Annotated in this window: 29 protein-coding genes and 1 pseudogene; 21 read left to right on the forward strand and 9 right to left on the reverse strand. The window is 39.8% G+C overall.

All coding sequences use genetic code 11. The annotated features are described in order from the left end of the window. Window positions 1-10: 10 nt before the first annotated feature. From CGZ90_RS10745 to CGZ90_RS10810, 14 genes and pseudogenes are all read left to right on the forward strand, one after another. Window positions 11-808, forward strand: coding sequence for an MBL fold metallo-hydrolase (locus tag CGZ90_RS10745; protein WP_094252511.1), 798 nt, complete (start codon window positions 11-13; stop codon window positions 806-808). Window positions 809-968: 160 nt separating this feature from the next. After that, window positions 969-2,162 (forward strand): S1C family serine protease, encoded by a 1,194-nt coding sequence (locus tag CGZ90_RS10750; protein WP_094252512.1) that lies wholly within the window; start codon window positions 969-971, stop codon window positions 2,160-2,162. A 448-nt stretch (window positions 2,163-2,610) separates the two neighbouring features. Continuing rightward, entirely contained in the window at window positions 2,611-4,356 is a 1,746-nt protein-coding gene (locus CGZ90_RS10755; RefSeq protein ID WP_094252513.1) for a T7SS effector LXG polymorphic toxin, read from the forward strand. 18 nt (window positions 4,357-4,374) lie between these two features. Continuing rightward, a complete protein-coding gene (locus tag CGZ90_RS10760) occupies window positions 4,375-4,827 on the forward strand; it encodes a DUF600 domain-containing protein (RefSeq protein WP_094252514.1) in 453 nt (150 codons plus the stop codon). 162 nt (window positions 4,828-4,989) lie between these two features. Further along, window positions 4,990-5,457 carry an immunity protein YezG family protein gene (locus CGZ90_RS10765; protein WP_094252515.1) on the forward strand — a complete coding sequence of 156 codons (468 nt, stop codon included), beginning with the start codon at window positions 4,990-4,992 and terminating at the stop codon, window positions 5,455-5,457. A gap of 86 nt (window positions 5,458-5,543) precedes the next feature. After that, window positions 5,544-6,029, forward strand: coding sequence for an immunity protein YezG family protein (locus tag CGZ90_RS10770; protein ID WP_094252516.1), 486 nt, complete (start codon window positions 5,544-5,546; stop codon window positions 6,027-6,029). A 184-nt stretch (window positions 6,030-6,213) separates the two neighbouring features. Then, window positions 6,214-6,525 (forward strand): annotated as a pseudogene (locus CGZ90_RS10775) (DUF4274 domain-containing protein); the annotation flags it as partial. A gap of 142 nt (window positions 6,526-6,667) precedes the next feature. Beyond that, window positions 6,668-7,090 carry an SMI1/KNR4 family protein gene (locus CGZ90_RS10780; protein ID WP_094252518.1) on the forward strand — a complete coding sequence of 141 codons (423 nt, stop codon included), beginning with the start codon at window positions 6,668-6,670 and terminating at the stop codon, window positions 7,088-7,090. A 21-nt stretch (window positions 7,091-7,111) separates the two neighbouring features. Beyond that, on the forward strand, window positions 7,112-7,474 hold the full coding sequence (locus tag CGZ90_RS10785; protein WP_240515412.1) for an SMI1/KNR4 family protein: 363 nt from the start codon (window positions 7,112-7,114) through the stop codon (window positions 7,472-7,474). A gap of 103 nt (window positions 7,475-7,577) precedes the next feature. Continuing rightward, window positions 7,578-7,973 carry an immunity protein YezG family protein gene (locus CGZ90_RS10790; RefSeq protein WP_094252519.1) on the forward strand — a complete coding sequence of 132 codons (396 nt, stop codon included), beginning with the start codon at window positions 7,578-7,580 and terminating at the stop codon, window positions 7,971-7,973. A gap of 42 nt (window positions 7,974-8,015) precedes the next feature. Continuing rightward, window positions 8,016-8,312 carry a contact-dependent growth inhibition system immunity protein gene (locus CGZ90_RS10795; protein ID WP_094252520.1) on the forward strand — a complete coding sequence of 99 codons (297 nt, stop codon included), beginning with the start codon at window positions 8,016-8,018 and terminating at the stop codon, window positions 8,310-8,312. A gap of 362 nt (window positions 8,313-8,674) precedes the next feature. Then, window positions 8,675-8,839 (forward strand): CxxH/CxxC protein, encoded by a 165-nt coding sequence (locus CGZ90_RS10800; RefSeq protein WP_094252521.1) that lies wholly within the window; start codon window positions 8,675-8,677, stop codon window positions 8,837-8,839. A gap of 80 nt (window positions 8,840-8,919) precedes the next feature. Further along, window positions 8,920-9,399: a 23S rRNA (pseudouridine(1915)-N(3))-methyltransferase RlmH gene (gene rlmH, locus CGZ90_RS10805; protein WP_094252522.1), complete on the forward strand. Its 480-nt coding sequence runs from the start codon at window positions 8,920-8,922 to the stop codon at window positions 9,397-9,399. Window positions 9,400-9,580: 181 nt separating this feature from the next. Next, on the forward strand, window positions 9,581-11,227 hold the full coding sequence (locus tag CGZ90_RS10810) for a restriction endonuclease (RefSeq protein ID WP_205727391.1): 1,647 nt from the start codon (window positions 9,581-9,583) through the stop codon (window positions 11,225-11,227). An 83-nt stretch (window positions 11,228-11,310) separates the two neighbouring features. Here CGZ90_RS10810 and CGZ90_RS10815 read toward each other — a convergent pair whose 3' ends face one another. Both CGZ90_RS10815 and CGZ90_RS10820 read right to left on the reverse strand, forming a co-directional pair. After that, entirely contained in the window at window positions 11,311-11,637 is a 327-nt protein-coding gene (locus tag CGZ90_RS10815) for a nucleotide pyrophosphohydrolase (RefSeq protein ID WP_094252524.1), read from the reverse strand. Window positions 11,638-11,703: 66 nt separating this feature from the next. Continuing rightward, a complete protein-coding gene (locus CGZ90_RS10820) occupies window positions 11,704-13,623 on the reverse strand; it encodes a DUF2075 domain-containing protein (protein ID WP_240515413.1) in 1,920 nt (639 codons plus the stop codon). A gap of 298 nt (window positions 13,624-13,921) precedes the next feature. Here CGZ90_RS10820 and CGZ90_RS10825 point away from each other — a divergent pair, with 298 nt between their 5' ends. From CGZ90_RS10825 to CGZ90_RS10840, 5 genes are all read left to right on the forward strand, one after another. After that, entirely contained in the window at window positions 13,922-15,244 is a 1,323-nt protein-coding gene (locus CGZ90_RS10825) for an MFS transporter (RefSeq protein WP_094252526.1), read from the forward strand. Window positions 15,245-15,308: 64 nt separating this feature from the next. Then, window positions 15,309-16,286 (forward strand): ornithine cyclodeaminase family protein, encoded by a 978-nt coding sequence (locus CGZ90_RS10830; RefSeq protein ID WP_094252527.1) that lies wholly within the window; start codon window positions 15,309-15,311, stop codon window positions 16,284-16,286. A 494-nt stretch (window positions 16,287-16,780) separates the two neighbouring features. After that, entirely contained in the window at window positions 16,781-16,930 is a 150-nt protein-coding gene (locus tag CGZ90_RS20745) for a hypothetical protein (protein ID WP_094252528.1), read from the forward strand. A 214-nt stretch (window positions 16,931-17,144) separates the two neighbouring features. After that, the gene (locus CGZ90_RS20495; protein WP_205727392.1) at window positions 17,145-17,279 is read left to right on the forward strand and encodes a hypothetical protein; all 135 of its coding nucleotides are present in this window, start codon (window positions 17,145-17,147) and stop codon (window positions 17,277-17,279) included. Window positions 17,280-17,402: 123 nt separating this feature from the next. Then, complete coding sequence (locus CGZ90_RS10840) at window positions 17,403-17,585, forward strand: hypothetical protein (RefSeq protein WP_094252529.1); 183 nt, start codon at window positions 17,403-17,405, stop codon at window positions 17,583-17,585. A 39-nt stretch (window positions 17,586-17,624) separates the two neighbouring features. Here the strand turns inward: CGZ90_RS10840 and CGZ90_RS10845 are convergent, their stop codons facing one another. The 7 genes from CGZ90_RS10845 to CGZ90_RS10875 all read right to left on the reverse strand — a co-directional run bounded on the left by CGZ90_RS10845 (window position 17,625) and on the right by CGZ90_RS10875 (window position 24,124). Beyond that, complete coding sequence (locus CGZ90_RS10845; RefSeq protein WP_094252530.1) at window positions 17,625-17,843, reverse strand: hypothetical protein; 219 nt, start codon at window positions 17,841-17,843, stop codon at window positions 17,625-17,627. Window positions 17,844-17,895: 52 nt separating this feature from the next. Further along, the gene (locus tag CGZ90_RS10850) at window positions 17,896-18,888 is read right to left on the reverse strand and encodes a hypothetical protein (RefSeq protein WP_094252531.1); all 993 of its coding nucleotides are present in this window, start codon (window positions 18,886-18,888) and stop codon (window positions 17,896-17,898) included. Between the two features lie 456 nt (window positions 18,889-19,344). Continuing rightward, entirely contained in the window at window positions 19,345-21,570 is a 2,226-nt protein-coding gene (katG, locus tag CGZ90_RS10855; protein WP_094252532.1) for a catalase/peroxidase HPI, read from the reverse strand. A gap of 202 nt (window positions 21,571-21,772) precedes the next feature. After that, entirely contained in the window at window positions 21,773-22,201 is a 429-nt protein-coding gene (locus CGZ90_RS10860) for a VOC family protein (protein WP_094252533.1), read from the reverse strand. Between the two features lie 144 nt (window positions 22,202-22,345). Further along, the gene (locus tag CGZ90_RS10865; RefSeq protein WP_094252534.1) at window positions 22,346-23,125 is read right to left on the reverse strand and encodes a DnaD domain protein; all 780 of its coding nucleotides are present in this window, start codon (window positions 23,123-23,125) and stop codon (window positions 22,346-22,348) included. Between the two features lie 249 nt (window positions 23,126-23,374). Further along, on the reverse strand, window positions 23,375-23,695 hold the full coding sequence (locus CGZ90_RS10870; RefSeq protein WP_094252535.1) for an ArsR/SmtB family transcription factor: 321 nt from the start codon (window positions 23,693-23,695) through the stop codon (window positions 23,375-23,377). Next, complete coding sequence (locus tag CGZ90_RS10875) at window positions 23,696-24,124, reverse strand: SRPBCC family protein (RefSeq protein ID WP_379675033.1); 429 nt, start codon at window positions 24,122-24,124, stop codon at window positions 23,696-23,698. It lies immediately after the preceding gene. 273 nt (window positions 24,125-24,397) lie between these two features. On the opposite strand from CGZ90_RS10875, the gene CGZ90_RS10880 reads away from it, so the two are divergent. Both CGZ90_RS10880 and CGZ90_RS10885 read left to right on the forward strand, forming a co-directional pair. Then, window positions 24,398-24,925, forward strand: a complete 528-nt coding sequence (locus CGZ90_RS10880) for a P-loop nucleotide/nucleoside kinase family protein (protein ID WP_094253108.1) — start codon at window positions 24,398-24,400, stop codon at window positions 24,923-24,925. Between the two features lie 87 nt (window positions 24,926-25,012). Then, entirely contained in the window at window positions 25,013-25,606 is a 594-nt protein-coding gene (locus tag CGZ90_RS10885) for a histidine phosphatase family protein (RefSeq protein ID WP_094252537.1), read from the forward strand. Window positions 25,607-25,684 lie beyond the last annotated feature (78 nt).

Raw genomic sequence — 25,684 nt, forward strand, 5'->3', positions numbered from 1 at the left:
AAGTCTGAACATGAGCTTAAAATTCAGCGTGCTTGCCAGCGGAAGCACAGGGAACGCGATATACGTGGAAACCGGACATGCACGCTTGCTCGTTGACGCCGGTTTAAGCGCAAAGCAGATGGGCGTGCTGTTCGATCGAGCCAACATCGGCGAGATCGCCGGCCTTGACGGTATTCTCGTCACGCACGAGCACAGCGACCATATAAGAGGGATCGGCGTTATGGCGCGCAAGTTCAAGCTGCCGATCTACGCGAACGCCAATACGTGGCATGCGATGGAACCGCTGATCGGCGAGGTGCCGCTCGACCAAAAATTCGAGTTCGGCATGGAAACGGTCCGCACGTTCGGCGACCTTGATGTTGAGTCGTTCGGCGTATCGCATGACGCCGCTGAGCCGATGTTCTACGTGTTTCATCACGAAGGACGCAAGCTCACGCTCATGACCGACACAGGTTATGTGAGTGACCGTATGAAGGGCACAATCAAGGAAAGCAACAGCATGATCATCGAGTCCAACCATGACATTAACATGCTCATGATGGGACGTTACCCGTGGAACATTAAGCGCCGAATCCTCGGCGACCACGGCCACATCTCGAACGAAGACTGCGGTCACGCGCTCGCAGACGTGATCGGCGACCATACGAAAAACATCTACCTTGCGCACTTGAGCAAGGATAACAACATGAAGGACATCGCCCGCCTCGCGGTCCAGCAGACGCTCGAATCACGCGGGTTCGCGATCGGCGAAGACATCACACTCTACGATACTGACGCCGTCATCCCAACAAAATTAGCCGTTGTCTAACCAAGCCCTGTTTAAGGGCTTTTCTTTCGGGAAATAACAAGATATGTGTGGGAAAATATGAAAAATTACCCAAAATTAATGGTAAAACCTTCACAGACCGTATAATGAAGGAAAACTGCTGCATACTTGGTAAGAGAATGAAAGGAACGGTGAACACTTTATGGGGTACTATGACGACAACGAATATAACAGCAGGCCGCCTGCGCCTGCAAAAAGACGCGGCGTTTTCCTGCCGGCACTTATTGGCGCGATTCTAGGAGCATTTCTCGTCCTGCTCGCCACACCAGTGTTGCAGGGAGCAGGCATCCTTCCTAACTACGGCGGTGAAGAAGAAAACGGACTCGGCACGAACGACGAGAACGTCCAAAAAGGTGTCGACGTTGACGTGACGACCGACATCACGAAAGCCGTCGATAAAACGTCCGGCGCGGTCGTCGAGGTCGTGAAGATCCAGCAAGGCGACTTCTTCCAACAGGAACAGGCCGGTTCCGGTTCTGGCGTCCTTTATAAAAAAGAAGGCGATAAAGCATACGTCGTCACGAACGACCATGTTGTCGCCGGAGCAAGCAAAATCGAGATCACGCTCGCAAACGGAACGAAGCTTGAAGGCAAGCTCCGCGGCACCGACCCGCTCATGGATCTGGCGGTCGTAGAGGTGGATGGAGCCAAGGTAGATGATATCGCCCAGTTCGGTTCATCCGACGACCTGAAGCGCGGTGAGCCAGCCATCGCGATCGGCAACCCGCTCGGTACGTTCCCAGGGTCCGTCACACAAGGTATCGTCTCAAGCGCAGACCGTACGATCCCTGTCGACATCGACGGAGACGGCAGCCCCGACTGGCAGGCTGAAGTCATCCAGACCGACGCTGCGATTAACCCAGGAAACAGCGGTGGCGCGCTATTGAACATCAGCGGCCAGGTGATCGGCATCAACTCATCAAAAATCGCACAGCAGGAAGTAGAAGGCATCGGGTTTGCCATTCCGGTCGACATCGCCCGCCCGATCATCAATGATTTAGAGAAATATGGCGAGGTTAGACGCCCGAAGCTCGGCGTTGACGTTATCTCACTCGAGCAGGTGAACAGCTATCACCGCCAGACAACATTAAAGCTGCCGAACGATGTGAAAAGCGGAATCGTCGTCATGGAAGCCGTTCCGTTATCAGCTGCCGAACGCGCAGGACTGAAGGAGCTCGATGTGATCGTCGAGATGGACGGCCAACCGATTAAAGACGTCGTCCAGCTCCGTAAATTCCTATACACAAAAACCAAAATCGGCGAAGAAGTCGAAGTGGTGTACTACCGTGAAGGAAAGAAGAAGACTGCGAAGGTGAAGCTGGAGAAGCAGACTTAAATAATGAGTTATTGGAAGAAAGCATTCGGAATTATGTCCGACTGCTTTCTTTTTTTGCGTTGAGCGGGTGTGTTTTGGGGTTTTGGCGGGATGGTGGGGCGATTTGTTGGTGGGAAACAGGCTGATGGCGGCTGGAAAGACAGCCCGCGGGCGCGAAACGATGTGGCGCGGGCGGGAGAGGGCAATTTGCGGGCGCAGACGAGCTTCGCGCGGGCGTAAAATCCTAATCTGCGGGCGCAAATCAAGCATCCACGGGCGAAGTGACGTAATTTACCAAATTAGCTTATTTCACCACCCCTGCCATCCCCCAAAAACAGTTCCGTCTTACTACAAATTCTGCACATAAACACCCCATTTGGCTGTTTATCAAGCAAACTGCAGGGTATATACTACAATGGTAATTTTTAACTGATTGTCGGAGAACAGATGAAAGGGCAGCGGTGAAGGCATGGCGAACAAAATTTACGAAGCACCTACGCTTAAAACGGCGATGGATCAGCGAACAACAGAATATGAGAACTTGCGGGAACAGCTTGTGATTTTAAAAAAAGAGTTTGGTAAGATTGTAAATGACAGTGAGTTTCAGGGTATGGGTGCCGAAGCGATTAAAGGCTTTTACCAGGCACAGCGTGATTTGACGGACGCCTGGCTGCGGCTGATCGACATGACGGTCGAATTTTTTAAAGGAATCCCTGGCTACTTGGAAGACGCGAAGCTTAGCGGCCATTCGACTGTTCACGTCGCCTTTTTGGAAGAGAACGTGGAGCGGGGAATCAAGGCTGCCAAAGACCAAGTCACCAACCAGCAGGAAGCCCTGCAATCCATCTTTAACAACATCAATGACCTTGTGCCATTATCCGTTTTCTCGAGTGACGATTTAGATCTCAAGATGAGCAGTGCGGAAAAGAAACGGAAAAAGACCGTCGAAAAAGTCCATGAACTTGACCAGAAGCTGACCGAGGAATACATTGCAATTCAGGTACAGGCGGACCAGGTCAGCCTGCTGTTCAACGAAATGATGAATGCCACACGACAGGGCGAACACATCTCCCCGCTCTTTTTCAATGCTGAAGCGTACCACTCAAGCGAGGTGTACAAGCTGCAGAGTGAGCTCACCACACTTGCCGCGGATTATGTGGAGCAGAAGAAAAACGAGCGGAAGGCGCGGGAAGTGAAAGGCACCAAGGAGTCTGATGTGAAATCAGTCGTGAAGGAAAAAGGGCTGTTCGAATCCATCGGTGACGGTGTGTGGGACGGCGCAGGAAACGCGATCAGCGACACAGTTGACGGCGTAGTGAACATGGTGAAGAATCCAGGAGATGTAGTGGATGGCGTCGTATATACCGCTAAGCATCCAATAAAAACAGGAAAAGCGATTGCCGATCAAGTGTCAGATTCATGGGATGAAAAAGTAATCAACGGTAACGCTGAAACCCGCTCAGAATTCTTCTCCTACATGGGAACCAATATCGCCGTCGGTGTTCTAGGCAGCAAAGGAATCGACAAAGTCGCCAAAACGTCAAAACTCTCAAAAGCTGACGTTCTAGCAAAAGCGAATAACATCAAATACGTCGTCAAGAAAAACTCCGCTTCTTATTTAGATAAGATTAATCAGCTGGGCAGGGCATTTACCCCGCAGCAGCAGGTTGCTACAGCTGGCGGGATGTATTTTAGGGTATATGATGTAGGAGATGTTGATAAACAAGAGGCGATTTATCAGGCGTCTAAAGTGGATGACATAGTTATGAAAGATGGTACCCACTTTTTAGACGAATTTAAATTAAAACCGAATATTAAATATAAAGCAGGCGAGTTCGAGTATCATTATCAGACTGATGAAAACAGCAGAATTAAGGAATTTAAAACTGATAGTTTAAAGATAACAAAACGTGAGAGTCGACTGCCTCATAAGTCAAATACACCAGGTAAAAAACCAGGCGATCATGCTGGCCATTTGGCAGGGGATAGATTTGGTGGCTCACCGGACTATGATAACCTTGTATCTCAGTCAAGCAGTGTTAATTTGAGTAAATATAAAAAGTTAGAAAATATATGGGCTAAAGCTATAGAAGAAGGTAAACATGTTGCGGTTAGAGTTAAAATAAATTATGAAGGGGATGGTTTAAGGCCAAGTAGCTTTGATATAGAATATGAAATAGATGGCCGTATGAGATTTGCAAGTATTGAGAATTAGATAAGGTGGGATGGTTAAATGAAAGTCTTTGAAGATTATTTTTCTGAATTACAAGCGGACATGGTAGCTATCTGTTTAGAATATGTTGAAGAAAAGGCAGACGATATTTTTATTTATTGTTCATATGAGCCTACCATTTATGTCTTTGATTTTTTTTATAAAATAAATGGATCAGTTATTCATAAACACCAACTAAATGAAATTTCAAACTTACAGTATGACGTCTCAAGTGAACGTCAGAAAGCAGCTTTGAAAATTGGCAATGAAAACTTGAAGCTTATTCACAAAAAATGTAAAGAGTTTAATAGGGATATGCCAACAGAAATAAAATTACACTATGATGTTAAGAAAAACAGTTTAAGAGCTAATTATAAATATGAATTGATTTATACAAATGAAGAAGAACTTATGCCGGATGATATTTTTGATAATTGGTTTGAAGAAGTAAAAGAAGGTAATTTAAATAATTGAATTAAATAACTCTCAAATGGCAGCTGACAACTCCGTTTTGAGGGTTTTTTAATTTAAAAGAAGTATTGATGATTAGATTCAGGGGTAAAGAATTATTAATTTTAATAAAAGTACACCTTGATTTGTATAAATAGCAGGGTCTTTTATTGCGAGGGGTAATATATGAATACAAACAACTTGGAAAGCATTTATAAAAAAGCGGCTATACAGATAAATACTATAATTCCAGAACCATGGGAAAAAGTAATGGTATATTCAGAAGTTGATGAACACAGTGATTCAACAGTGTTTTTCTACTATCCAAAAAACAAGAAGGAACCAATCTACAGCTTAGATATTGGAGACATGGAAGGCGTAGATGAAGAAGAGATTGACCAGCAATTAAATGAGCTAGACAGTATATATAGAGAGTTATGGGAAGAATTTAAAAGTAATAATCAGGAGCCTTGGACAAATTTAACCTTTGAGTTGTACTCTACTGGGAAGTTTGATATTGAATTTGATTATACTATTTTCGATGAAAATAAACTTAATCATTATGAGAGACTAATTATATGGAAGTATAGGAAATTGGGAATCTCCCCTAACGGAAACAGAGAAAGCGATATGAAGTTAATTAACCAAAATTAATCTAATAGCTGTTTATAGAAAGTTAAGTTAGCGCTTATTTCCATTAGTTGATAAGTGCTTTTTCAATAGTCAGGAGGCTGACATTAATGAGTTTTGAGTCGGAATTAAACAAACTGTATAAGGAAATTGCTCAACAGGTTAATGATATGATTCCAACTGAATGGGATAATTTCTATTTTAATGGTGAAGTGAAGAAGGGAGAAGGCGGTGTATTCTTCTTTTTTACTCCTAGGGGTGAGAGGCAACACGTTTTTTCGCATTATATACCAAAGTTATATAATGTTGATAAAAGGGCTTATAATAAGGAACTTCATAAACTGTTTCAACTCACTAATGAACTCCAAGAAATTTTTATTAATAACGATCAAGAACCTTGGTTTTCAGTGACATTAATATTAGATGATACAGAGAAATTAAATGTCCATTTTGATTATACCAATTGGCATAAAAGTGAATTTGGTCCAACAGCTAGAATAAAGTATTTTGAACATAAATATTTAAGCACTAAAAAAGAAGAACTAGATATAGATTTAATAAAGAGTATGAGCAAATATGAAGAAGAAGCAAAATAAAGCCTTAGTTAAACACCACTTGATAGTCTTATAGGCAACAGGTCTAAACATTAAGGAATTGTCTTTAAAACCGTTGATGTAGATTTCTAAAGGCAGGAGGTTCGTTTGGAGTAGTGGATAGTACTGATATGCTTTTGAAAAATTTACTTTATAGTACAGATATACACGATATAAAGAGTCAGTTGTACCAAAAGTTATTATAGAAAATGAAGCTTGTGATTTTGGTACAGGTTTACTTATGTTTCATTATGCTGATGGGTATCGTATGCTAGAAAATCCTGAAGAAGTCTCAAGTTCTACCTTAAGTGAATGGAAAGATTTTTTAAATGTATTGTATAACAAACTAATAAATCTAGACTTTAAATCTCAAGAAATTTCCTTTGATCCTGAATTAACCAAAACCCAAAAATACAAATTAAAAAAGAGTAATTTTGAAATTCCTAATCCCCTTATTAGTAAATCGCCAGGCGAAGTAGTAAATCCACCTAAAATATAATCTATATCAATTGAAACCTTGAATAGTATGAGCTGCTACCCGATAAAGGACATGATTAAAAAAACTTTTTCGGGTATCTTTGTATGCTGCTAGGAAATTTTTGAAAGATTAAATACACACCAGAATATCAGGGTGATAATCAATGAATAGTACAATTGTAAACATGATAAATGAGTATTTTGAAGAAGGAGATTTTTCAGGAGCAATATCAGATGAAGATATAGAAAAAGCAGAAAGAGCGTTGGCCGTTCATTTTCCTCTAGAGTATAAAGCATTTTTGAAAAGCTACGGTTCTGGAGGAATTTGCGGAGTTGAAATTCTCGGTGTTGAAGGATCGGAGTACGCATCTGTTGTGGAAGGAACAGAGCGTTATCGAAAATTAGGCTTACCTAACAAATATATAGTTATTGAAAATGTTGATGAATTTGTTTATTGCCTTAACACCGTTGAAGGTTATCAAGTTGTACGCTGGGATGATACAAGCAAAAAAGAAGTCATTAGATACTCATCGTTTGATGAATACCTGCAAGATAGCTTTCAAGAGGCCATTGATAATTGGGATTAATAAAATAGAAGGTAAAACATAATGAATAGAAAAGAATTAACAAATTTTATTAATCAATATCAAGAACCAGACGACTTTACGGGCGGTGTGGATGAAAACCAAGTTTGCCTTGTTGAGCGTGAACTGGGTTTAGTGCTGCCGGATAGTTTTAAGTGGTTCCTAAAAACGTATGGCTCCGGCGGTTTATTCGGAGTGGATATATTAGGCGTCGCAAAGTCAGATACAGCTCCAGTTATTGATACCACAAAGAGATATAGGGAACTTTGGTTGGAAAATAATCTGGTTGCTATAGAGGATGCTGGTGAATACGTTTATTGCTTAAATACAAGCAAAATGGTAAATGAAGAATGTCCGGTTATAGCATGGAATAGACCTGATGGATGATTACGACACAGCAAATAAATTTTATGAGTTTTTAGAACAAAGATTGTCAGATGCAAAAGAAGCATGGGAAGAAGATATTTAGGGTTAAATACAGGAGATAAGTATGGAACAATCCTATCAACAAATTGCTAATACTTTAGTCGATACTATTCCTGAAGATTGGCAAAAGATCTTGTTATATGCTGAATATAGAGAAGGGTATAAGAAAATCTTTTTTTACTACTACCCGAAAAACGGAACAAAACCAGTATACAGCTTAGATATCCCAGATTTATTTAATGTGAACGAAAATATGTATGAAGAGTTTGAGGACGAGCTGTATCAGTGCTTTACAAGGTTATGGGCAGAATTTAAAGAACAAGATCAAGAACAGTGGACACATTTAACGTTTATACTTAATAACACGGGTAAGATGAAAATTGATTATGGATATGACAATATTGCTGAAATCAGCCCAGTTGAAAAGCAAGAAAAATGGGAAGCGAAATATTTAAAGTAATGGATGACCGATTTGAAACTTTATTGATTAGGATGAGTTATTATGTTGTCTTCTAACAATCAAGAAAATCCTGTTTTTCAATTCTTGGCTGGGACTTTTCATCAAGATATTGATTCACCAGAGGAAGCATTACTGGAATTATTACAAGATGAAAGTAATGAATATCTTGAAGAAGCGATTGTATTTTTAACTGATTTCATTAATAGTGAGTATACTATTGTTGAAAAAAATAAGTTTATTGAGGAATGTGCGGAGGGGATATACTTTCCTGCACTTGGGTTAGAACCGCTTCAGTGGCTCAAGAATGTAGTCCAAGAAATAAAACAGGAAATAGATTAGGGCTTCTCTCATATTAAATTGTCCAGTGATCCGGGTACTAAGATTTAGATCGGTTCATCCAGCTGCTGTTAATATGGAGAGGATAAATACAAGAATTATTTAAAGGCTAATTAAAAAAACTTAAGTTGGAGCATCTAATTGTCATTTTAGACGATAGGTGCTTTTTATATTTCAAGCGGTACGCTAGGGATTTAACTCACAGGTCTTGGAATTAGATTTGTGGTATTGTGGATAATGGATATAAAGAGAAAAAGTTCGTTATTCCACATGTGGACAAGACTTTGATTTACAAAGTCAATATAATTCAGCTGTTTTAAAGCAGAAATTTTAAGGTGTTGTGGATAAGTAAGGAGGCTGTAATCATGGACATAAAATGCTGCAAAGAGCACGTGGAGCTTGCGATTGACGTCATCGTGGATGAGTATGAAGTGCCGCCTGTTGTTGAGTTATTAACAGGAAAAGACGAGTTATCAACAATCTGTGAATACTGTAATATAACTGCAACATATAAAGTGGCGAACGCATGATCGCCCACTACATATGGGCTATTTTGTGCATATGTGGATAACTTCTGTGGATAACATGTTGCTAAGGAAGGTGTACACCTGTGAATATATCAATTGTGAGTGTAGGAAAACTGAAAGAAAAGTACTTGAAGATGGGGATAGACGAATATTTAAAACGATTGGGGCCATACGCTAAAATTGATGTAATTGAAGTTCCAGACGAAAAAGCGCCGGAAAACTTAAGCGAAAATGAGATGGAAATGGTCAAAAATGCAGAAGGCGAGCGGATCTTGAGCAAAATCGGAGCCGATGTGCATGTGGTGGCTATGGCAATTGAGGGGAAGGCGGTTTCCAGTGAGGATCTTGCTGCAAACCTCGATCGGTTAGCAACGTACGGTAAAAGCAAGGTCGCGTTTGTGATTGGGGGATCTTTGGGATTAAGTGCAGCCGTCATGAAGCGGGCGGATGAGAAGATTTCGTTTGGGAAAATTACTTATCCGCATCAGTTGATGAAACTTGTGTTAGTGGAGCAGATTTATCGGGCGTTTAGGATTAATCGAGGGGAGCCGTATCATAAGTAATTATATATAAAAATCAAAAATAACTTATTAACATATAAGAGAATGTGACATATTAAATGTGGACCAACAACTAACGAATCATAAAATTTCACCAATATTTAGTATGAATTTATATTATACTAAAAATAAGGGTTAAATTACCAAATAGTGAGTGTTTACTGTATAAGGAGGGATGCTAATTATGTATTGGATTGAGGTAAAGCACGAAGGTTTACATAAGTATCGTTTAATTAAGGGAAATGATAAATTCGTCGTTAAGCAAAAAGCTTACTTACAAGAGAGACAATGGAATGAAATGTGGGAAAAGAAAAAGGAAGCAGAGCAAAAAAAGCTAAACCGCGAAAACTCTGCAATTGAAAAAGCTCAAAAAAAATCACTTGCGGAATTACAAACTATAGAAGCTTTGAGTCAGCTTGATATGATTGATAAAACGTTGTTATATACCTTAGATGTTGACGATAAGATTGATTGGGATGCGTTGAAGGATAACTCTAAATTTAAAGCACCCCAACCAATAAGTCCTCAATTACCAACATATCCTCCAGAGCCGGAAAAGATAAATTTTGAGCCGAAATTTGGTATTTTAGATAAAATAATTTCTTCAAGTAAACAGAAAAAAATTGATACTGCTAATAAGTTGTTTGAAGATGCAATCAACAACTGGATAAAAACAACTGAGGGGAAAAAGGAACAATATAATAAAGAATTAGCAAATTATGAAAAGCTACTTGAGAATTGGAAAGAGAAGAAAAAATCTTTCGAACTTGAAAAGAAAGACAAAAATGATGCAATAGAAAAGAAAAAGGAACAGTACCTAGCTGGTGAAAGTCAAGCAATTACTGAGTACTGTGATATGGTGTTATCTAATTCCGTTTATCCTGAATATTTCCCACAAGAATTTGAGATTGAATATAATCCAATTAATCAAACTTTAATTGTAGAATATAACCTTCCAGATATTTCAGATATGCCAACATTAAAAGAAGTAAAATATGTAGCTGCTAAAGATGACTACAAAGAGTCATTTATTACTGAGGCTTCTTTAAGAAAAATGTATGATAAATTACTTTATGACATTACTCTACGTACTTTGCATGAACTTTTTGAAGCGGATGAAGTAAAAGCTATAGAATCAATAGTGTTTAATGGTTGGGTAAATTCAGTAAACAAGGCAACGGGTAAGAATGAAGATATTTGTATTTTATCTGTTCAAACTAACAAGGAAGAATTTATGGAAATCAACCTAAGAATGGTGGACTCAAAAACTTGTTTTAAAAACCTTAAAGGTATAGGTAGCAGTAAATTATTCAGTCTTACTCCAATAGCACCAATACTCAAAATAAATAGAGAAGATAGTCGTTTTGTTGATTCATATAGTGTTACAGAAAATGTTGATGATCAGACCAACTTGGCTGCAATGGATTGGCAAGATTTTGAACATCTAATTAGGGAACTCTTTGAGAAAGAATTTAATAATTCAGGAGGGGAAGTAAGAATTACAAGAGCTAGTAGGGATGGAGGCGTGGATGCAATTGCATTCGATCCTGATCCGATTAGAGGAGGAAAAATAGTTATTCAGGCTAAAAGATATACAAATGTAGTTGGCGTCTCAGCAGTTAGAGATTTATATGGAACTGTGATGAACGAAGGTGCAACAAAAGGAATTTTAGTGTCAACTGCAGATTTTGGTCCCGATGCTTATAATTTTTCCAAGGATAAACCTCTTACACTTTTAAATGGAAGCAATCTTTTACATTTGCTACATAAGCATGGACATAGAGCTAAAATTGATTTAAAAGAGGCAAAATTGTTAATGAAGGATAAATAAATATAAAAAAACAGAACGCACAATCTATTAGAGTGAGTTCTGTTTTTATTTCTGCTCCTTGTAAAAAGAAATAAAATACAAAATCATCCCTGATTTCTACCATTCGTATCAGATATAGGATACTTCAACCCATTCTTCTCAATTTTATCTTTAATAATTGTCTCAACATCCAAATCTAACTCGCTGCAGAGCATAAGTCCGTAAATGAAAACATCCGCGATTTCTTCTTTGATATTTTCCATGTTTTGTTCTACAGCTTCTTCACTGCTTTTCCATTGGAAGTCTTCCAGGAGTTCAGCAGCCTCAATTGAGAGGGAGATGGCAAGGTCTTTTGGATTATGATGAGGTTTCCATCCTCTTGCATCTCGGAACTCAATGATTGAGTTAATTAGCTGCTTAATTTCATTCATGTTTCTCATCCTTTGTAAGTTGTCTTTTTTTGTGTTGAAATTGCACCTGAAAAACCAAGTATCTTTTTAATACTTTCTCCGATTCTCTGCAGCCACCCCTATATGACTAGGTGATAAATCCTCATAAACAACAGATTTGTTTAGCCGTTCTCTAAAATACTCATTTAATTCTGGATCCGTACAGAAGATAAAGCATCCCTTCTGTCCTCTAGTCATAAGTGTTCGGTATGTATTCCTAATAATTTGGTCTGCCAGAGCATGAGCTTTTTCCGGATTATCTTTTGCCATTGTTTTAATCCCTTTAAGGGATTGATCAGTTTTAGCACGCTTTGTGTAGTCTGTAATCACCTGACCATCCTGATAGGCAAGGTCAGGTCCAATGATAACACCGACGTAATCAAATTCAAGTCCTTGAGATGTGTGAATGCAGCCTGCTTCAGAGACTGAATCCTGTTCGATTGCCCAGATGCTGTCGGAGAGATTCCAGCTAATATTAAAATTGTGCTCTAGAATCTGGATGTCTTTATGGAAGCTATTCATCCGGCCATTTTTTGGCCATTCCCAGCAGTAACCGGCAAGCATACGTGATTTGTTGTTTTTCTTATTCAGTTCTTCAATTTCCTTCAGCATATCATTCGGATCATCGTATACCCTAAAGTCATAATCAACGCCACGGTCATTGGCATTAGCAGTTTCTCTGATTTGCAGCACGTCATCCAGCCAGGCAATATACGCATCAGATCCGTCACAGCGAAATTGTGAAACTAGTTTTCCCTGAATAAGTTCGGCATCTAACTCTTTAGCAAACTTTTTAATTGAATCAATGCTTCCGATGTCCTTTAATGTGACCTTCTGATTTTCATCTATAAAGAAAATCGTGAATTTAGATGAATGGATGACTTCTTTTATCTGATTTTCGCCTAAATTGCTGAATAGTCCTGACTTTTCATTTAAACGGTGTGCTTCATCAATAATGAGCACATCAAATTCATTTTTTTCCGACTCAAAAAAGCTGCCAGATCCTTTAAACAGGTTATCAATCTGTGTTTTCTTAATCGTTCCTTTAAGTTTAGAAGCATAAACATTACGCGGTGCTGAATTCTTTGATACATAAAGTGCAGTTAAACCTTGATTAATAAGATTCACAAGAAGGTTTACAGCCATCACAGATTTTCCAGTTCCCGGTCCACCCTCGATTACCATTACACTCTTCTGGTTATTTTTAATACTCTCGAGCGCTAAAAGATAGGCATCTTCGTAAAACACTTTTTGTTCATCAATTAGTACAAACTCTTGATTCCCTTTGAGCAAACTAGCAAGTGAATCTTGTAATGACTTGGAAGGTCGAATTTTTCCGTGCTCAATCTGATAAATTAATTGGTTTCGGTCACCGTAACATACGTATTTTTTAATAAAATCTCTTAATTTTTGTATTTCACCTTTTGCAAAAACAGGTGCTTTAGCCAAATGGTCCGCATAGTGAGAATCCATTAAAGGGTCATTTTCTGATTTCCTGTAATTATGTAAATAGGCACATGGATTAAGCACAATATGCTGATCCTGTACATTTTGATTAAAATCATGAATTAATGCTGCGTAAGACCATGCTTGATAAGAAGGATGCGTCACGGTTCGCTTACTTCCCCCTAGATAGGTAGACACAAGCGCATCTTTTGAAGTGACCTTCTCAACCTCCGACCACTGTTTTAATTCAACAATTACAACGTGATCTTGAATACCGTCGTGACCAGCCACTAAGAAATCCACACGTTTGGATGTATTCGGAATCTTAAATTCTATTGCAACCGATGTATCATCAGGAATCTCTTCATCCTGCATAACATTCGACATGCGGTAGAGTGAATTTTCCCAGGAGTTAATTTCACTTTTAGACGTCCGTCCGATTTTCTTTTGGTATGACTCATAAAGGCGTTCTACCAGAAGTTCATTGGTGACATCAGATATAAATTCGGTTTTTGTTGCCACCTCTTTTAAGAGCCTAGTAAATATATTTTATCATTTGTATTAAGAGAAAATTGCGTATGTTGAAAAATATGTAAATTAAAATGTGGTGAAAGTATATTTAAATAACAATATAGCATCTTAATTTGCTGTTGATTAGGTTGTTGACACATACATAACATATGTATTTTCAGGAGGAATCCCAATGATGATTCTTTAAATAAGATATTTTTCGTAAAACAAAGAAAATACTGAATATTAATACTTTTTTATTGTATAAAAAATTACCATTAAGTACTATATAAGGAAGGGAGGGATTAACATGGATGACAATAAAGTAACTAAAAAAGTACTTATTGCCAGTTTGATAGGAAGCTCGATTGAGTGGTTTGATTATTTTTTGTATGGGACGGTTGCTGCACTTGTATTTAATCAGCTTATTTTTCATAGTGAGGATCCGACTGTCGGTTTAATGCTTGCTTATGCTTCTTTTGCATTGGCATTTTTTATTCGTCCGTTTGGGGGAATTCTTTTTGCTCATATCGGGGACCGGATTGGGCGTAAGAAAACACTTGTTTTAACTCTTACGCTAATGGGGGGATCTACTGTCTTAATGGGGTTTCTTCCTACATATGCGGCAATTGGTGTAGCCGCACCTATACTTCTTATCTTGCTACGTTTAATTCAAGGTATTGGACTCGGTGGAGAGTGGGGCGGGGCACTCTTGCTGGCGGTGGAATATGCACCTAAGGACAAGCGTGGACTTTTCGGAAGCATACCGCAAATGGGTGTAACGATTGGAATGCTGCTTGGCACACTCGCATTGTCAATCATGACTCTGTTGCCTGAAGAGGCGTTCATGTCATGGGGATGGCGTGTTCCATTTATCTTAAGTGCCGTACTTGTCCTATTCGGTTTATGGATTCGTAAAGGAATTGATGAGACACCATCATTCAAGAAGGCTCAAGAAAAAGGCGAAATTGCAAAAATTCCTTTTGTGGAAACGATGCGTACACACTGGAAAGAAGTGTTGATCGCGATTGGAGCAAAGGTTGTAGAAACAGCACCGTTCTACATCTTTTCAACATTCATCGTATCCTATGCGACAACGCAGCTTGGTTTCTCACGTACGGTTACGTTAGGTGCTGTTACGATCGCAACCATCGTCACAACGATCTTAATTCCGATCATGGGGAATCTATCTGATAAAATTGGCCGGAAGAAGCTTTATGTGGGAGGCACCATCCTCATGATGCTATATGCTTTCCCATACTTCTGGTTAATCCATCAAGGATCTTCCGTTCTCTTAATTGTTGCGACAGTCTTAGGACTCGGAATCATTTGGGCACCTATTACTGCCGTACTGGGCACCATGTTTTCGGAAATATTCAAATCCAATGTCCGGTATACAGGAATTTCACTAGGCTATCAAATTGGAGCAGCGGTTGCAGGAGGAACAGCTCCGCTCGTCGCTACCGCACTTCTTAAAGCCTACGATAACTTGTATGTGCCAGTGGCATTGTATATCATGTTAGCCTCTCTCGTCTCACTCATTGCCGTTTCAGCGGTAAAAGATCGTAAAAACGAGGAGCTAGATACAGAAGAAGCTAGCGACATAGAAGTAAAAGAGAGAAAATTGATATAACAGATACAAAACTAAAAAGGAATCGCTAAATGCGATTCTTTTTGCGTAGAAAGAAGGAATACATATGCTTATCTTATCAGAAGCACAAATTCGATCTTTATATTCAATGACAGATGCTATCTCTGACTTAGAAGCTTCCCTAAAGCATTATAGTGAAGGGAAAGTGTTAAATCCTCACCGCACCGTTCTTGATTTTCCTGATAAACAAGCTTCCGCATTGTACATGCCATGTGCGATGGAGACAGCCGGAAAATCAGCCGTAAAGGTTGTCACCATCTTTCCCAATAACCCTTCCCAAGGCAAGAAAACGACACAAGGTGTGATTTTATTAAGTGATACGGAAACCGGAGAACATTTAGCATGCATGAACGCTTCCTACTTAACAAGACTGCGGACAGGTGCGGTCAGTGGGATTGCAACAAAACATCTAGCGAAAGAAAAGGCAGCATCAGTGGCTGTTATAGGCTGCGGTGCAATGGCAGAAGAGCAGCTTCAAGCCGTACTGGAGGTTCGTGAAATAGAGGAAGTCATGCTCTATAACCGAACAAGAAGTAAGGCTGAATCATTTGCTGAAAGAATGGCTGGCTTTGATGGTGTAATCACTGTTATGGATGATGTGAATGAAGCGGCTTCCAAAGCGGATATCGTCATCTGCAGCACCCGTTCAGAAACACCCGTTTTTTCAGGGGGAGTTCTCCGGTCTGGAACGCATATCAATGGTGTGGGCTCTTATCTTCCTCACATGCAGGAAGTAGATGAAGAAACGATATTAAAGTGTTCGAAAATCGTTGTAGATACAGTGGATGGCGCAAAGGACGAAGCCGGCGACCTTATTATTCCTGCAAATACCGGGGTTTGGAGCCTTTCGGATCTGCATGGGGAACTAAGCGAACTGTCATCAGGTCACATCACTGGAAGGGAAAATGATGAGGAGATCACGTTCTTTAAATCAGTAGGAATTGCTTACTTTGATATTGCGGTGGCTGCAGCGGTTTATGACAAGGCGATTAAAGAAGGTGTGGGGACTAGAGTTGAGATATAAGTGTTCTATCCATCGTAATTACAACAAGCGACATTAGACAGTTTTTAAAAGCACCTAACCTTGATAGCTCTGAAGCAAAAACGGATTCAGGCATCGTGATTAGGTGCTTTTAATTTATCTAGTGCTCCCGATTTTCCAGCTTAACATCAAATCGATCAGCATTCGTCACTTTTTCCAAACAATAGAGGTGAAATAAATGAATCAAACTGTAGGAAATGTTGTCCTATTGCTAAATTTAATAACCATTATTATAGTTTATAAGAGAGTAAAAGATGGTAAAGCTAAATTCACTATTAAAAATTTTTTGATAGGCCTCTTTTTAACTATATTGTTTATAAATTTAATGATAGTTATTATTCTTTAAGTAACAATGATAAAGTTAAAGTATGTGTTTAGGAATGTGCTAAAACATGGGGGCGGTTCTCACGCTTCTAGTTAGGGATTGGAGAACAGTACCCTTGCTCTTGTAAAGTTAAGAAAAGTAGGTGAAAAAAGTGGGGAAATATCAATTGGATCACAAAGCTCAGGTAGCTGTGACAAAGTTTCATGAAAAACAGGCGCCTGCCAAATTTGATAAACAGACGCATCTAGAAAAATTACGTGCGGAGTATTTGCAAAAGAAACAAAAACAAACAGATAAATAGTATGAATAAAAACATAGGAAGACTTAAATCTCCCTATGTTTTTTTTATTCCCATGAATTTTAGGGCGTGGAGTTCTAAAACGCGAGGACGGGTGGCTATTTAAATGAAGCGGTGACTAAAGCGGATATCCTCATCTGCAACACCCCTTTAGAAACACCTATCTACCTCACGTGTAAGAAGTGGACGACCTGCAAATAGGTGCGTATAGATCTTTTTGAATCTGCATGGGGAGCTTAGTGAGCTATCATCAGGCAAGATTACAGGAAGAGAAAACGATGAGGACATTACGTTCTTTAAATCAGTAGGGATTCCTTACTTTAAGATGGGGGTGGCAGCTTCGGTTTATTAAAAAGCACATAGATTCTTTTTAGAGAGTTATACGTCTATTTATTTTTTTCTCTGGCAAAAATAGTAATTACAAAAGGAATACTTACTTGAATTACCAAATAAACTCTAACGAGGAGGTGTACTTTTGGATATAGACGAATTAGAGCTCTATATTAATAAGGCAAGAGAAATACTGTATGGTAATCCGAAGCCTAGTTTAATTGTCCCTCCCTGGGACCCTCGAAAAGTCAAGCGTGCTTCAGAAATTTACGGAAACAATGATAAAATTCAGAGAATAATTGCCGGATACTATAAAATAGACAAATAAAAAAGGTTAAAATCCATTCGTGATTTTAACCTTTTTGGTTTAAACTTTTATAAGTTTTTTTACAACTAAACTATCATTAGTTATTTTTATGTTAGGAGTTTTTAAGTTTGATGTATTATAATTACCATCTAAAATAGCTCCAGCTTTTAAAGAATAATTAATTAATTCCTTAATTAATTCCGGACTCAAATTCTCTATTTCTTTCAATTTGGTTTCTGTAATTTTCTTTTGATGGCGATCACTTTTTCCTTTTTTCATTTTAATCACCTCTTACTATTAGTTTAATCCTAAGCAACAATACATTCAAGTTTTAATTACCAATTACGTTTTGTATTCTTTTAAATATCTCCCCAACCGAATCTATTATTTTTAATTGTTTTGTTCTTTCAAAGTAATGGTTAGCAAGAGAGATTAAACCTGTAAACAACACACTGTCATATTCATCAAACTCTGCTTCAAAGCTTTTCACAACAATAACGTATTCTTTTTTATCAAACTCTACCACAGTTAACAGGTAATTTCTTAAATACAAATGATTTTTATTTTCTTTATTGATAGGGATAGTTGCTGCCCTAGCCTTTGCAGAATCATAATTTTTTTTAACGATATAAGGAATAGTTAAATCCCTTTTAAACTCGGTAGTATTGTAAACTTTGTGTTCTAAATTTAAATTCAAGTTTTCTAGGTAATCTTTTGATACTTCTCCAAGCACATATTCAATACTTTCTACAATAGTATTTAAATTTTGTTTTGCAAAATCATTAGCGTACTTATCTGTAGTCCACTTGGAAAGTATATTAATTTTTTGTGCAGTAGTATTTAATACCTCAATTACCGATTCCCCGCTCTTTTCTACTTCAAACTCAAAATTAAAGAACTTAAATCTTTTTAGCCTTGTAAAAGCGATAGGAAACAACAAAAATACAAAAATATATACTATGAGGAAAAAAGCGTGTTTTAGTATACTTCCTATAATAGGATTTTCAGTAATTGGCTTTACAACAAGTGTGACTAGAGTTTCAGTGTTGTTTACCTTCGTTCCTGGCCCTAAATTATTTGCTGGTGGAGAACTGCTTAAAGGTGTTTGACCTGATGTCGTATTAGCAGGGGGTTCTGCTAATTTGTCCGGTAAATTAACTGATTCGTAAAAAAAGTGACCAATAATAGAAATAAAGCCTATAACATAAACAGTCATTATGAAAATTCTAAACCAATCTTTTCTAACTGGATGAACAAATTTCTCTTTACTTTGATTTTCCAAATCTGTTAAGTCTTCTTTCTCTTTCAAATCCAACTTCTCCAATTTTTAACCATCCTTCCATCTTTCTTAAAACACCAATTGTAAGTAATTATACATAATTAATAACATCTGGAAAATATATCTGTTATAAACTATGGAGAACGGGAAGGTTTCCAGAATATGAAAAAGTAGTGTTAAAAATTACTTGCAATACTCTATATTAAAGATGACTACAAAGCCGTAAAGAGATAGGACTAGTGTTTTAAATAGACGGATTGACTGTCCAAAATAAATGGGAAGCAGTTCATGCTTCCAAATATCTTCAGAAATCAACAAGGTACGTCTCATTTTTATTGAGTAGAACTTTATCTCATTCATCATTAAATTCTGTAATGAACGGCAGCGACAAATTTCATATATGCAGTATATTTTTTATAATATTGGTTTACTTTATTTCTTGGGAAGTAGTAAGCAAAACGGGAAGCCTGGGCTTCCCGTTAATTTTAACCTTACTGCCATTTACCGATTTGTCATACTTACATCAAACCGATCCCCATCCATAACCTTCACCCAAGCTGCAACAAAGTCCCTAACAAACTTCTCTTTGTTATCATCCTGCGCATACACTTCCGCAAGTGCCCGCAGTTCTGAATTTGATCCAAAAACAAGATCAAAGCGTGTTGCAGTACGCTTCACTTCTCCTGTTTTACGGTCGCGGCCTTCGAATTGATTGAAGCCGGCTGCTTTCCACTCTACACCCATGTCCAGCAGGTTCACGAAGAAGTCGTTTGTCAGTGTGCCGACACGGTCCGTGAATACGCCGTGATTCGTGCCTTCAAAATTCGTCCCTAAAACGCGCATGCCGCCGAGAAGGACGGTCATTTCAGGAGCGGTCAGACCGAGCAGCTGTGCTTTGTCTACGAGCATCTCTTCAGGGCTCGTGGAGTATTCTTTCTTTTGATAGTTGCGGAACCCATCCGATACGGGCTCTAACACATCAAAGGTTTCGGCATCGGTTTGCTCTTGTGTGGCATCTCCGCGTCCAGGTGTAAAAGGAACCGTTACATCAAAACCGGCATCTTTTGCCGCTTTTTCAACAGCGGCACTTCCGCCGAGAACAATTAAATCGGCTAAGCTGACTTTCGTGTTGAGATCGTTTTGGAGATTTTGGTAGACTCCAAGTACTTTTTCCAGCTGAGCCGGCTCGTTCGCCTCCCAGTTTCGTTGAGGCTCCAAGCGGATGCGTGCACCGTTCGCGCCTCCGCGCATATCGGACTGGCGATATGTGCTTGCAGAAGCCCAGGCGGTTTTCACGAGCTCGCTTACCGAGAGTCCTGTGTTCAGGATTTTTTCTTTTAGTTGTGCGATGTCACTGTCTGATAAGTCATAATCAACCGTTGGAACAGGATCCTGCCAGATGAGCTCTTCTTGCGGAACCTCTGGACCTAGGTAACGAACTTTTGGACCCATGTCACGGTGAAGCAGCTTGAACCATGCGCGTGCGAAGGCATCGGCAAACTCTTCAGGGTTCTCGTAATAGCGGCGGGAAATTTTTTCATAGTCTGGATCCATACGTAATGCCATATCCGCCGTTGTCATCATCGTCTTTACACGTATTGATGGATCTTCGGCATCAGGAGCCAGATGTTCCTCCGTCACATCCACCGGTGTCCATTGATATGCGCCTGCTGGACTTTTCGTCAGCTCCCACTCGTAGCCGAAGAGCAGGCCGAAGTAGCCGTTGTCCCATGTCGTCGGGTTCGACGTCCACGCTCCTTCTACACCGCTTGAGATCGTATCGCGTCCTTTACCGCTGCCGTGTTTGCTCAGCCAGCCAAAGCCCTGCGTTTCAAGGACTGCCGCTTCTGGATCGTCACCGACAAGAGAAGGATCGCCGGCACCGTGCGCTTTTCCAAACGTATGACCACCCGCTATAAGGGCAACCGTTTCTTCGTCATTCATCGCCATACGGCCGAATGTGTCGCGAATATCGCGGGCACTTGCGAGAGGATCGGGCTTTCCGTTCGGCCCTTCCGGATTCACGTAAATAAGACCCATCTGAACGGCTGCGAGCGGCTTTTCAAGCTCACGGTCACCGGAATAGCGGTTGTCCGCCAGCCATTCCTTTTCCGTCCCCCAGTACACGTCTTCCTCTGCATGCCAAATGTCTTCACGACCGCCGGCAAACCCAAACGTCTTTAATCCCATCGATTCAAGTGCCACGTTACCCGTTAAAACGAGCAAGTCCGCCCAGGAAATCTTGTTTCCATACTTTTGCTTGATCGGCCATAACAGACGGCGTGCTTTATCAAGATTCACGTTATCCGGCCAGCTGTTAAGCGGGGCAAAACGCTGTGATCCGGATGAGCTGCCGCCGCGTCCGTCAGCTGTACGGTATGTACCAGCAGCATGCCACGACATACGGATAAAGAAAGGACCATAGTGACCATAATCAGCCGGCCACCACTCCTGGCTGTCAGACATAAGCATATGAAGATCCTTTTTCAGCGCATCGTAATCCAGCTTCGAGAACTCTTCGCGATAATTAAAATCGTCTCCCATCGGATTCGATTTTCTGTCATGCTGACGAAGAACATTTAAGTTTAGCTGGTTCGGCCACCAATCTTTATTCGTCGTACGGCCGGGAGCTCGCGACGTCGTGATCGCACTATCCTTGTGATGGGTGACAGGACATTGGCCAGCAGACGTATGTTCCTTTTGATCGGGCTTATTGTGGTTATCCATTGCTATTCTCCTTCCGTTTTTTAAACATCAAGTGCAGATATTATCAAACCATAATGTAAAAGTCAGATTATTATGATAATTACTATTATAATGGAGAAAAATGGAGATTCAAAGTTTAAAGCATCTTGAATATATAAATTCTCATGTAGTAATGAATACAAAAAAGAATGACCAGCCCTGTTGAGCTGGTAAATCTTTTTAACTAACTATTGTTTAAAGCTCTTTCTTGCATTTGTTTAACATTATCTGAGTGGTAAGGGGAACTCTCAACTTCATTTACCACACTAAATGGGTTGCCATCTAAGTCGTAAAAACTAAAAAATTTCATCCCGCCAAAATCATCGATTTCAGTCGTAACGACGCCATTGTCTTTAAAGTGCTTATGGGCGGATTCAATATCTTCAACTACAAAATTGTAATAGGCATTTTTCTGGCTGCCATTTACGGCAAACTCAGTGGACTGCTGGGAATCTACTTTTACTAAGGCTAATTGTGTTGTGCCTATCGGTAAAAAAAATCCAGCACCGCCTTCCCAGCAGTCAATTTTTTTCACACCAAGAAATCGTTCATACCAATGTGTAGATTTTTCAATGTCTGTTACTGGAATAAATATACTTCCTACTTTAAACATGATATTCCTCCATTCTTAAATAAGTGGGGATCACGGTTTAGTAAATATAGTTTATCACTCTATTTTATGATAGCAGAGATTATATTCAAAAATATGTAAAAAAGTATTCTGCGCGGCTTCTACTTAAACCTCGCTAATAGTCATTTAAAGCCCCTCCAATATCTCATCCAGCCACTGCTTATTCTCGCCTTCATTACTAGAAGAAAAGCTCGTCATCGAATGCTGGTGATCACCTACCCACTCAGGCACCGGGGAAGCAGACATGTTTTTCCGGAATGGCCGGACATTTCCTTTATTGCGTGACTGCTCAATCCTTTTTTTGTACTCTTCACGGGCGCTGATTGCTTCCTTAACGGTATGTATTCTTTTTACGGACAAACGGTTTAGCATCGTCCGGAAATATTCAAAATGCTTGCCGCGCTGTCCGGTATCGTTCATCGCCCAGATGACGAGCTCTTCATCCATGCCGTCCTGATCGATGTAGCTAGACAACAGTTGAATCTGATTAGTGCTTGGCTGGTAATGAAAGTTGGCTGCGAACGATTGAACGAGATTTGGAAGTGGTGGAAGTGCTGCTGACGCTGGGGGCTGCGGTTTTGCCGCAGCATTCTCTCCGGCACGAGCTGCGATACTTTTTTCTGCAGGAAAGAAGGATGTGATGGTATAGACCGGAGCACGACCGCCTTTTCTGGAGCAGAAATCGATCCGGTTCTTTTCCTTTAGCTCGGCTCTGGCTTTTCTGATCGTCCGGTCGGATAAACCGGTTTTTACATGCAGTACAGATTCTGCTACACAAAAGCTATGGCACCAGCCGGCTTTATTGTTGATATGCAGCAGTGCATACCATAAATTAATCGCCGATGGAGAGAGTTCATTCGTTTCAAGCCAGTCATAGAACGCGTTCAGTTCTTTTATATAGTTCATTTTCAAATCTCCTTTTTAGTGCATTTCTTCATGCAGTAAATAGGAGTGTTCTTGTAAAAAGTAGCTGCAATTGAAAAAAATTTCGGCATTCTTCTTCATTTTTTTATTTTCATTTCTTTTCGTTTCTTTTTAATAAAGCGGAACGAGCTCCGGAACGATCTGCGGCATGAGTTCAGGTACAAAAATAGAAAGCTGATTCTCCATTAAAGGAAAATCAGCTTGTTTTTATCTTGAAGTTGTTAGCCTAGCTTAATCTTCCTCCACCAAATTTTTAAGCATGGACAGTTTGTTGCTCCAGAACTTCTCATAGTAGGAGAGCCACTGCTTCACTTCATTCAATGGTTCAGGGTGGAGCTGGTAGATCTTTTCCCGGCCTTCTTTTCGCCCGGAAATCAGGTCAGCCTCCGCCAAAATCTGAAGGTGCTTTGTCACCGCTGTCCGGCTCATGGAAAAGTGAGAGGTGATCTCTGAGATGGGCCGCTCATTTTCTGAAAGCAGCCTCAGCACTTCACGCCTGGTAGGGTCCGCGATCGCTTTAAAGACATCATGTTTCTCAGCTGGTGCAGCCACTTAGCGCTCAACTGCCTTTTTAAGTCTCTCATTGACGATGCCAACCCATCCGCCGTTCATGCGGTCGTGAATCACTGAACTCTTTTCGTTCGCTTTTCCGATGACCGCATCTTCGTCCTTCCAGCCACTATGAATCAGCGTGAACTCGGTTTGAACTCCCTTTTCCTCGAGTAAGAACGTGATGACCCAGCCATCCGTATCCCATGCAAAGGAAAGCTTGTGTGGTTCATCGATCGAGAGCACCTTGCAAGGAGAAGGGCCAAAAGGGGATTGAATGTGAAATTCGTGTCCTTCCTCGGCTTTAAAATCGTTTGGCATGAACCAGGCGGACATGCCTTCTGCGGTTGAAACCGTATCCCACACCTTTTGAATCGGTGCATTAAAAACAACTGTTTGTTTAATATCTGGCAAGGTTGTCATGTAAATCATCTCCTATGTAAAAAGTATAACCATTTGGTTGCGCGTTTATAATATAACACCTTTTGGTTTTACGTCAAGCATGGTAAACAGGAATAAAACGAAATAATGAGTGGGAATAACGTAAAGATGAAAATATGCTTCATGCTTCCTCTTGCATCCAACATGATAGGAATGGGGAACGCGGGCTGTACAGGATTGTGAAAGAAGGTATTAATGTCTAAGATTGAGAATTAACTTAAGGTAAGTAGGATTTTACGTCAAAAAATGTGAGGACATATGCAGATATTTGAAAAATTTAATTTTGACGTTATTCTTCGTGAACAAAATGATGTAACGCCATTAGTTGTGATGATGTGTGGTGTGGCTGGATCTGGAAAAACAACTTTTTCACAGCTTTTGGAAAAGCGTGGTTTTGTACGGCTTTCAATTGATGAAGAAATATGGGCTGTCAATGGCCGTTGGGGGATAGATTTCCCAATGGATAAATTTGAGGAATACAGGAAAGCTGCAGAAGAAAAATTACGCGGCCGTTTAATAAAATTAATTCACGATAAACAGCAGGTGGTCATTGACTTCAGTTTTTGGGATCGTGCAAGACGGGATCAATATAAAAAACTGATTAAGGATTCTGGCGGTAAATGGAGACTTATCTATTTAAATGTTCATCCAAATGATCTACGTGAACGACTTAAGCTACGCAACCAACGCTTTGATGCAAACTCGTTCCCTATTTCAGAGGAATTGCTAACCTCTTACCTTAATGGATTTGAAATCCCACAAGGTGAAGGGGAAATTGTGATTAATAATTAGAACAGTTCGTTTCATAGTGTGGTTTTAAAGAAAGATTCGTATTTTTTATTTGAGGAAAGCACAGGGGATTAAGAAAAGGGTGGGAGAATGACTACCATAGGACTGATTCGGCACGGTATAACTGAATGGAACTCCTTAGGCAAGGCTCAAGGTGTAAGTGATATTCCTTTAAATGAGATTGGCAGAAAACAAGCCAAAAGCATTGGAGATAGGCTATCTCTTGAAGAACATTGGGATATGATTTTTACGAGTGACTTATCTAGGGCATTTGAAACTGCAAAAATTATTGGAAATAAAATAGGCTTGCCTGATTGTCATATTGATGAAAGGTTAAGAGAAATACATTGCGGAAAAATTGAAGGCACTACGGAAGAACAAAGAGTCAGAAAATGGGGTAGTGAGTGGCGTAATTTAAATCTTGGAATGGAAGACTTTGAAGAAGTATCTAACAGAGGAGTAGACTTTTTAAAAGATATAGTTCGTACATACAAAGGTAAACGAATATTGGTAGTCGGCCACGGTGCTTTAATCGGATTAACCTTACAAAAGTTGCTTCCTCAAAAATTCCAACAGACTTATATAGATAATACTTCAATTACTATTTTGAATCATATTGAAGACAAATGGAATTGTTCCTTATATAACTGTACTCATCACTTAAATTTATCCAAGGTGCGTTAATCTAGCTTTTTCTTATGATATTAAACAATTGCAGCAGGATTGTGGAAGACAGGGAAATACGTTTAAGGCGCCAGGTAG

The sequence above is a fragment of the Fictibacillus aquaticus genome, from assembly GCF_002245695.1.
Lineage (GTDB): Bacteria > Bacillota > Bacilli > Bacillales > Fictibacillaceae > Fictibacillus > Fictibacillus aquaticus.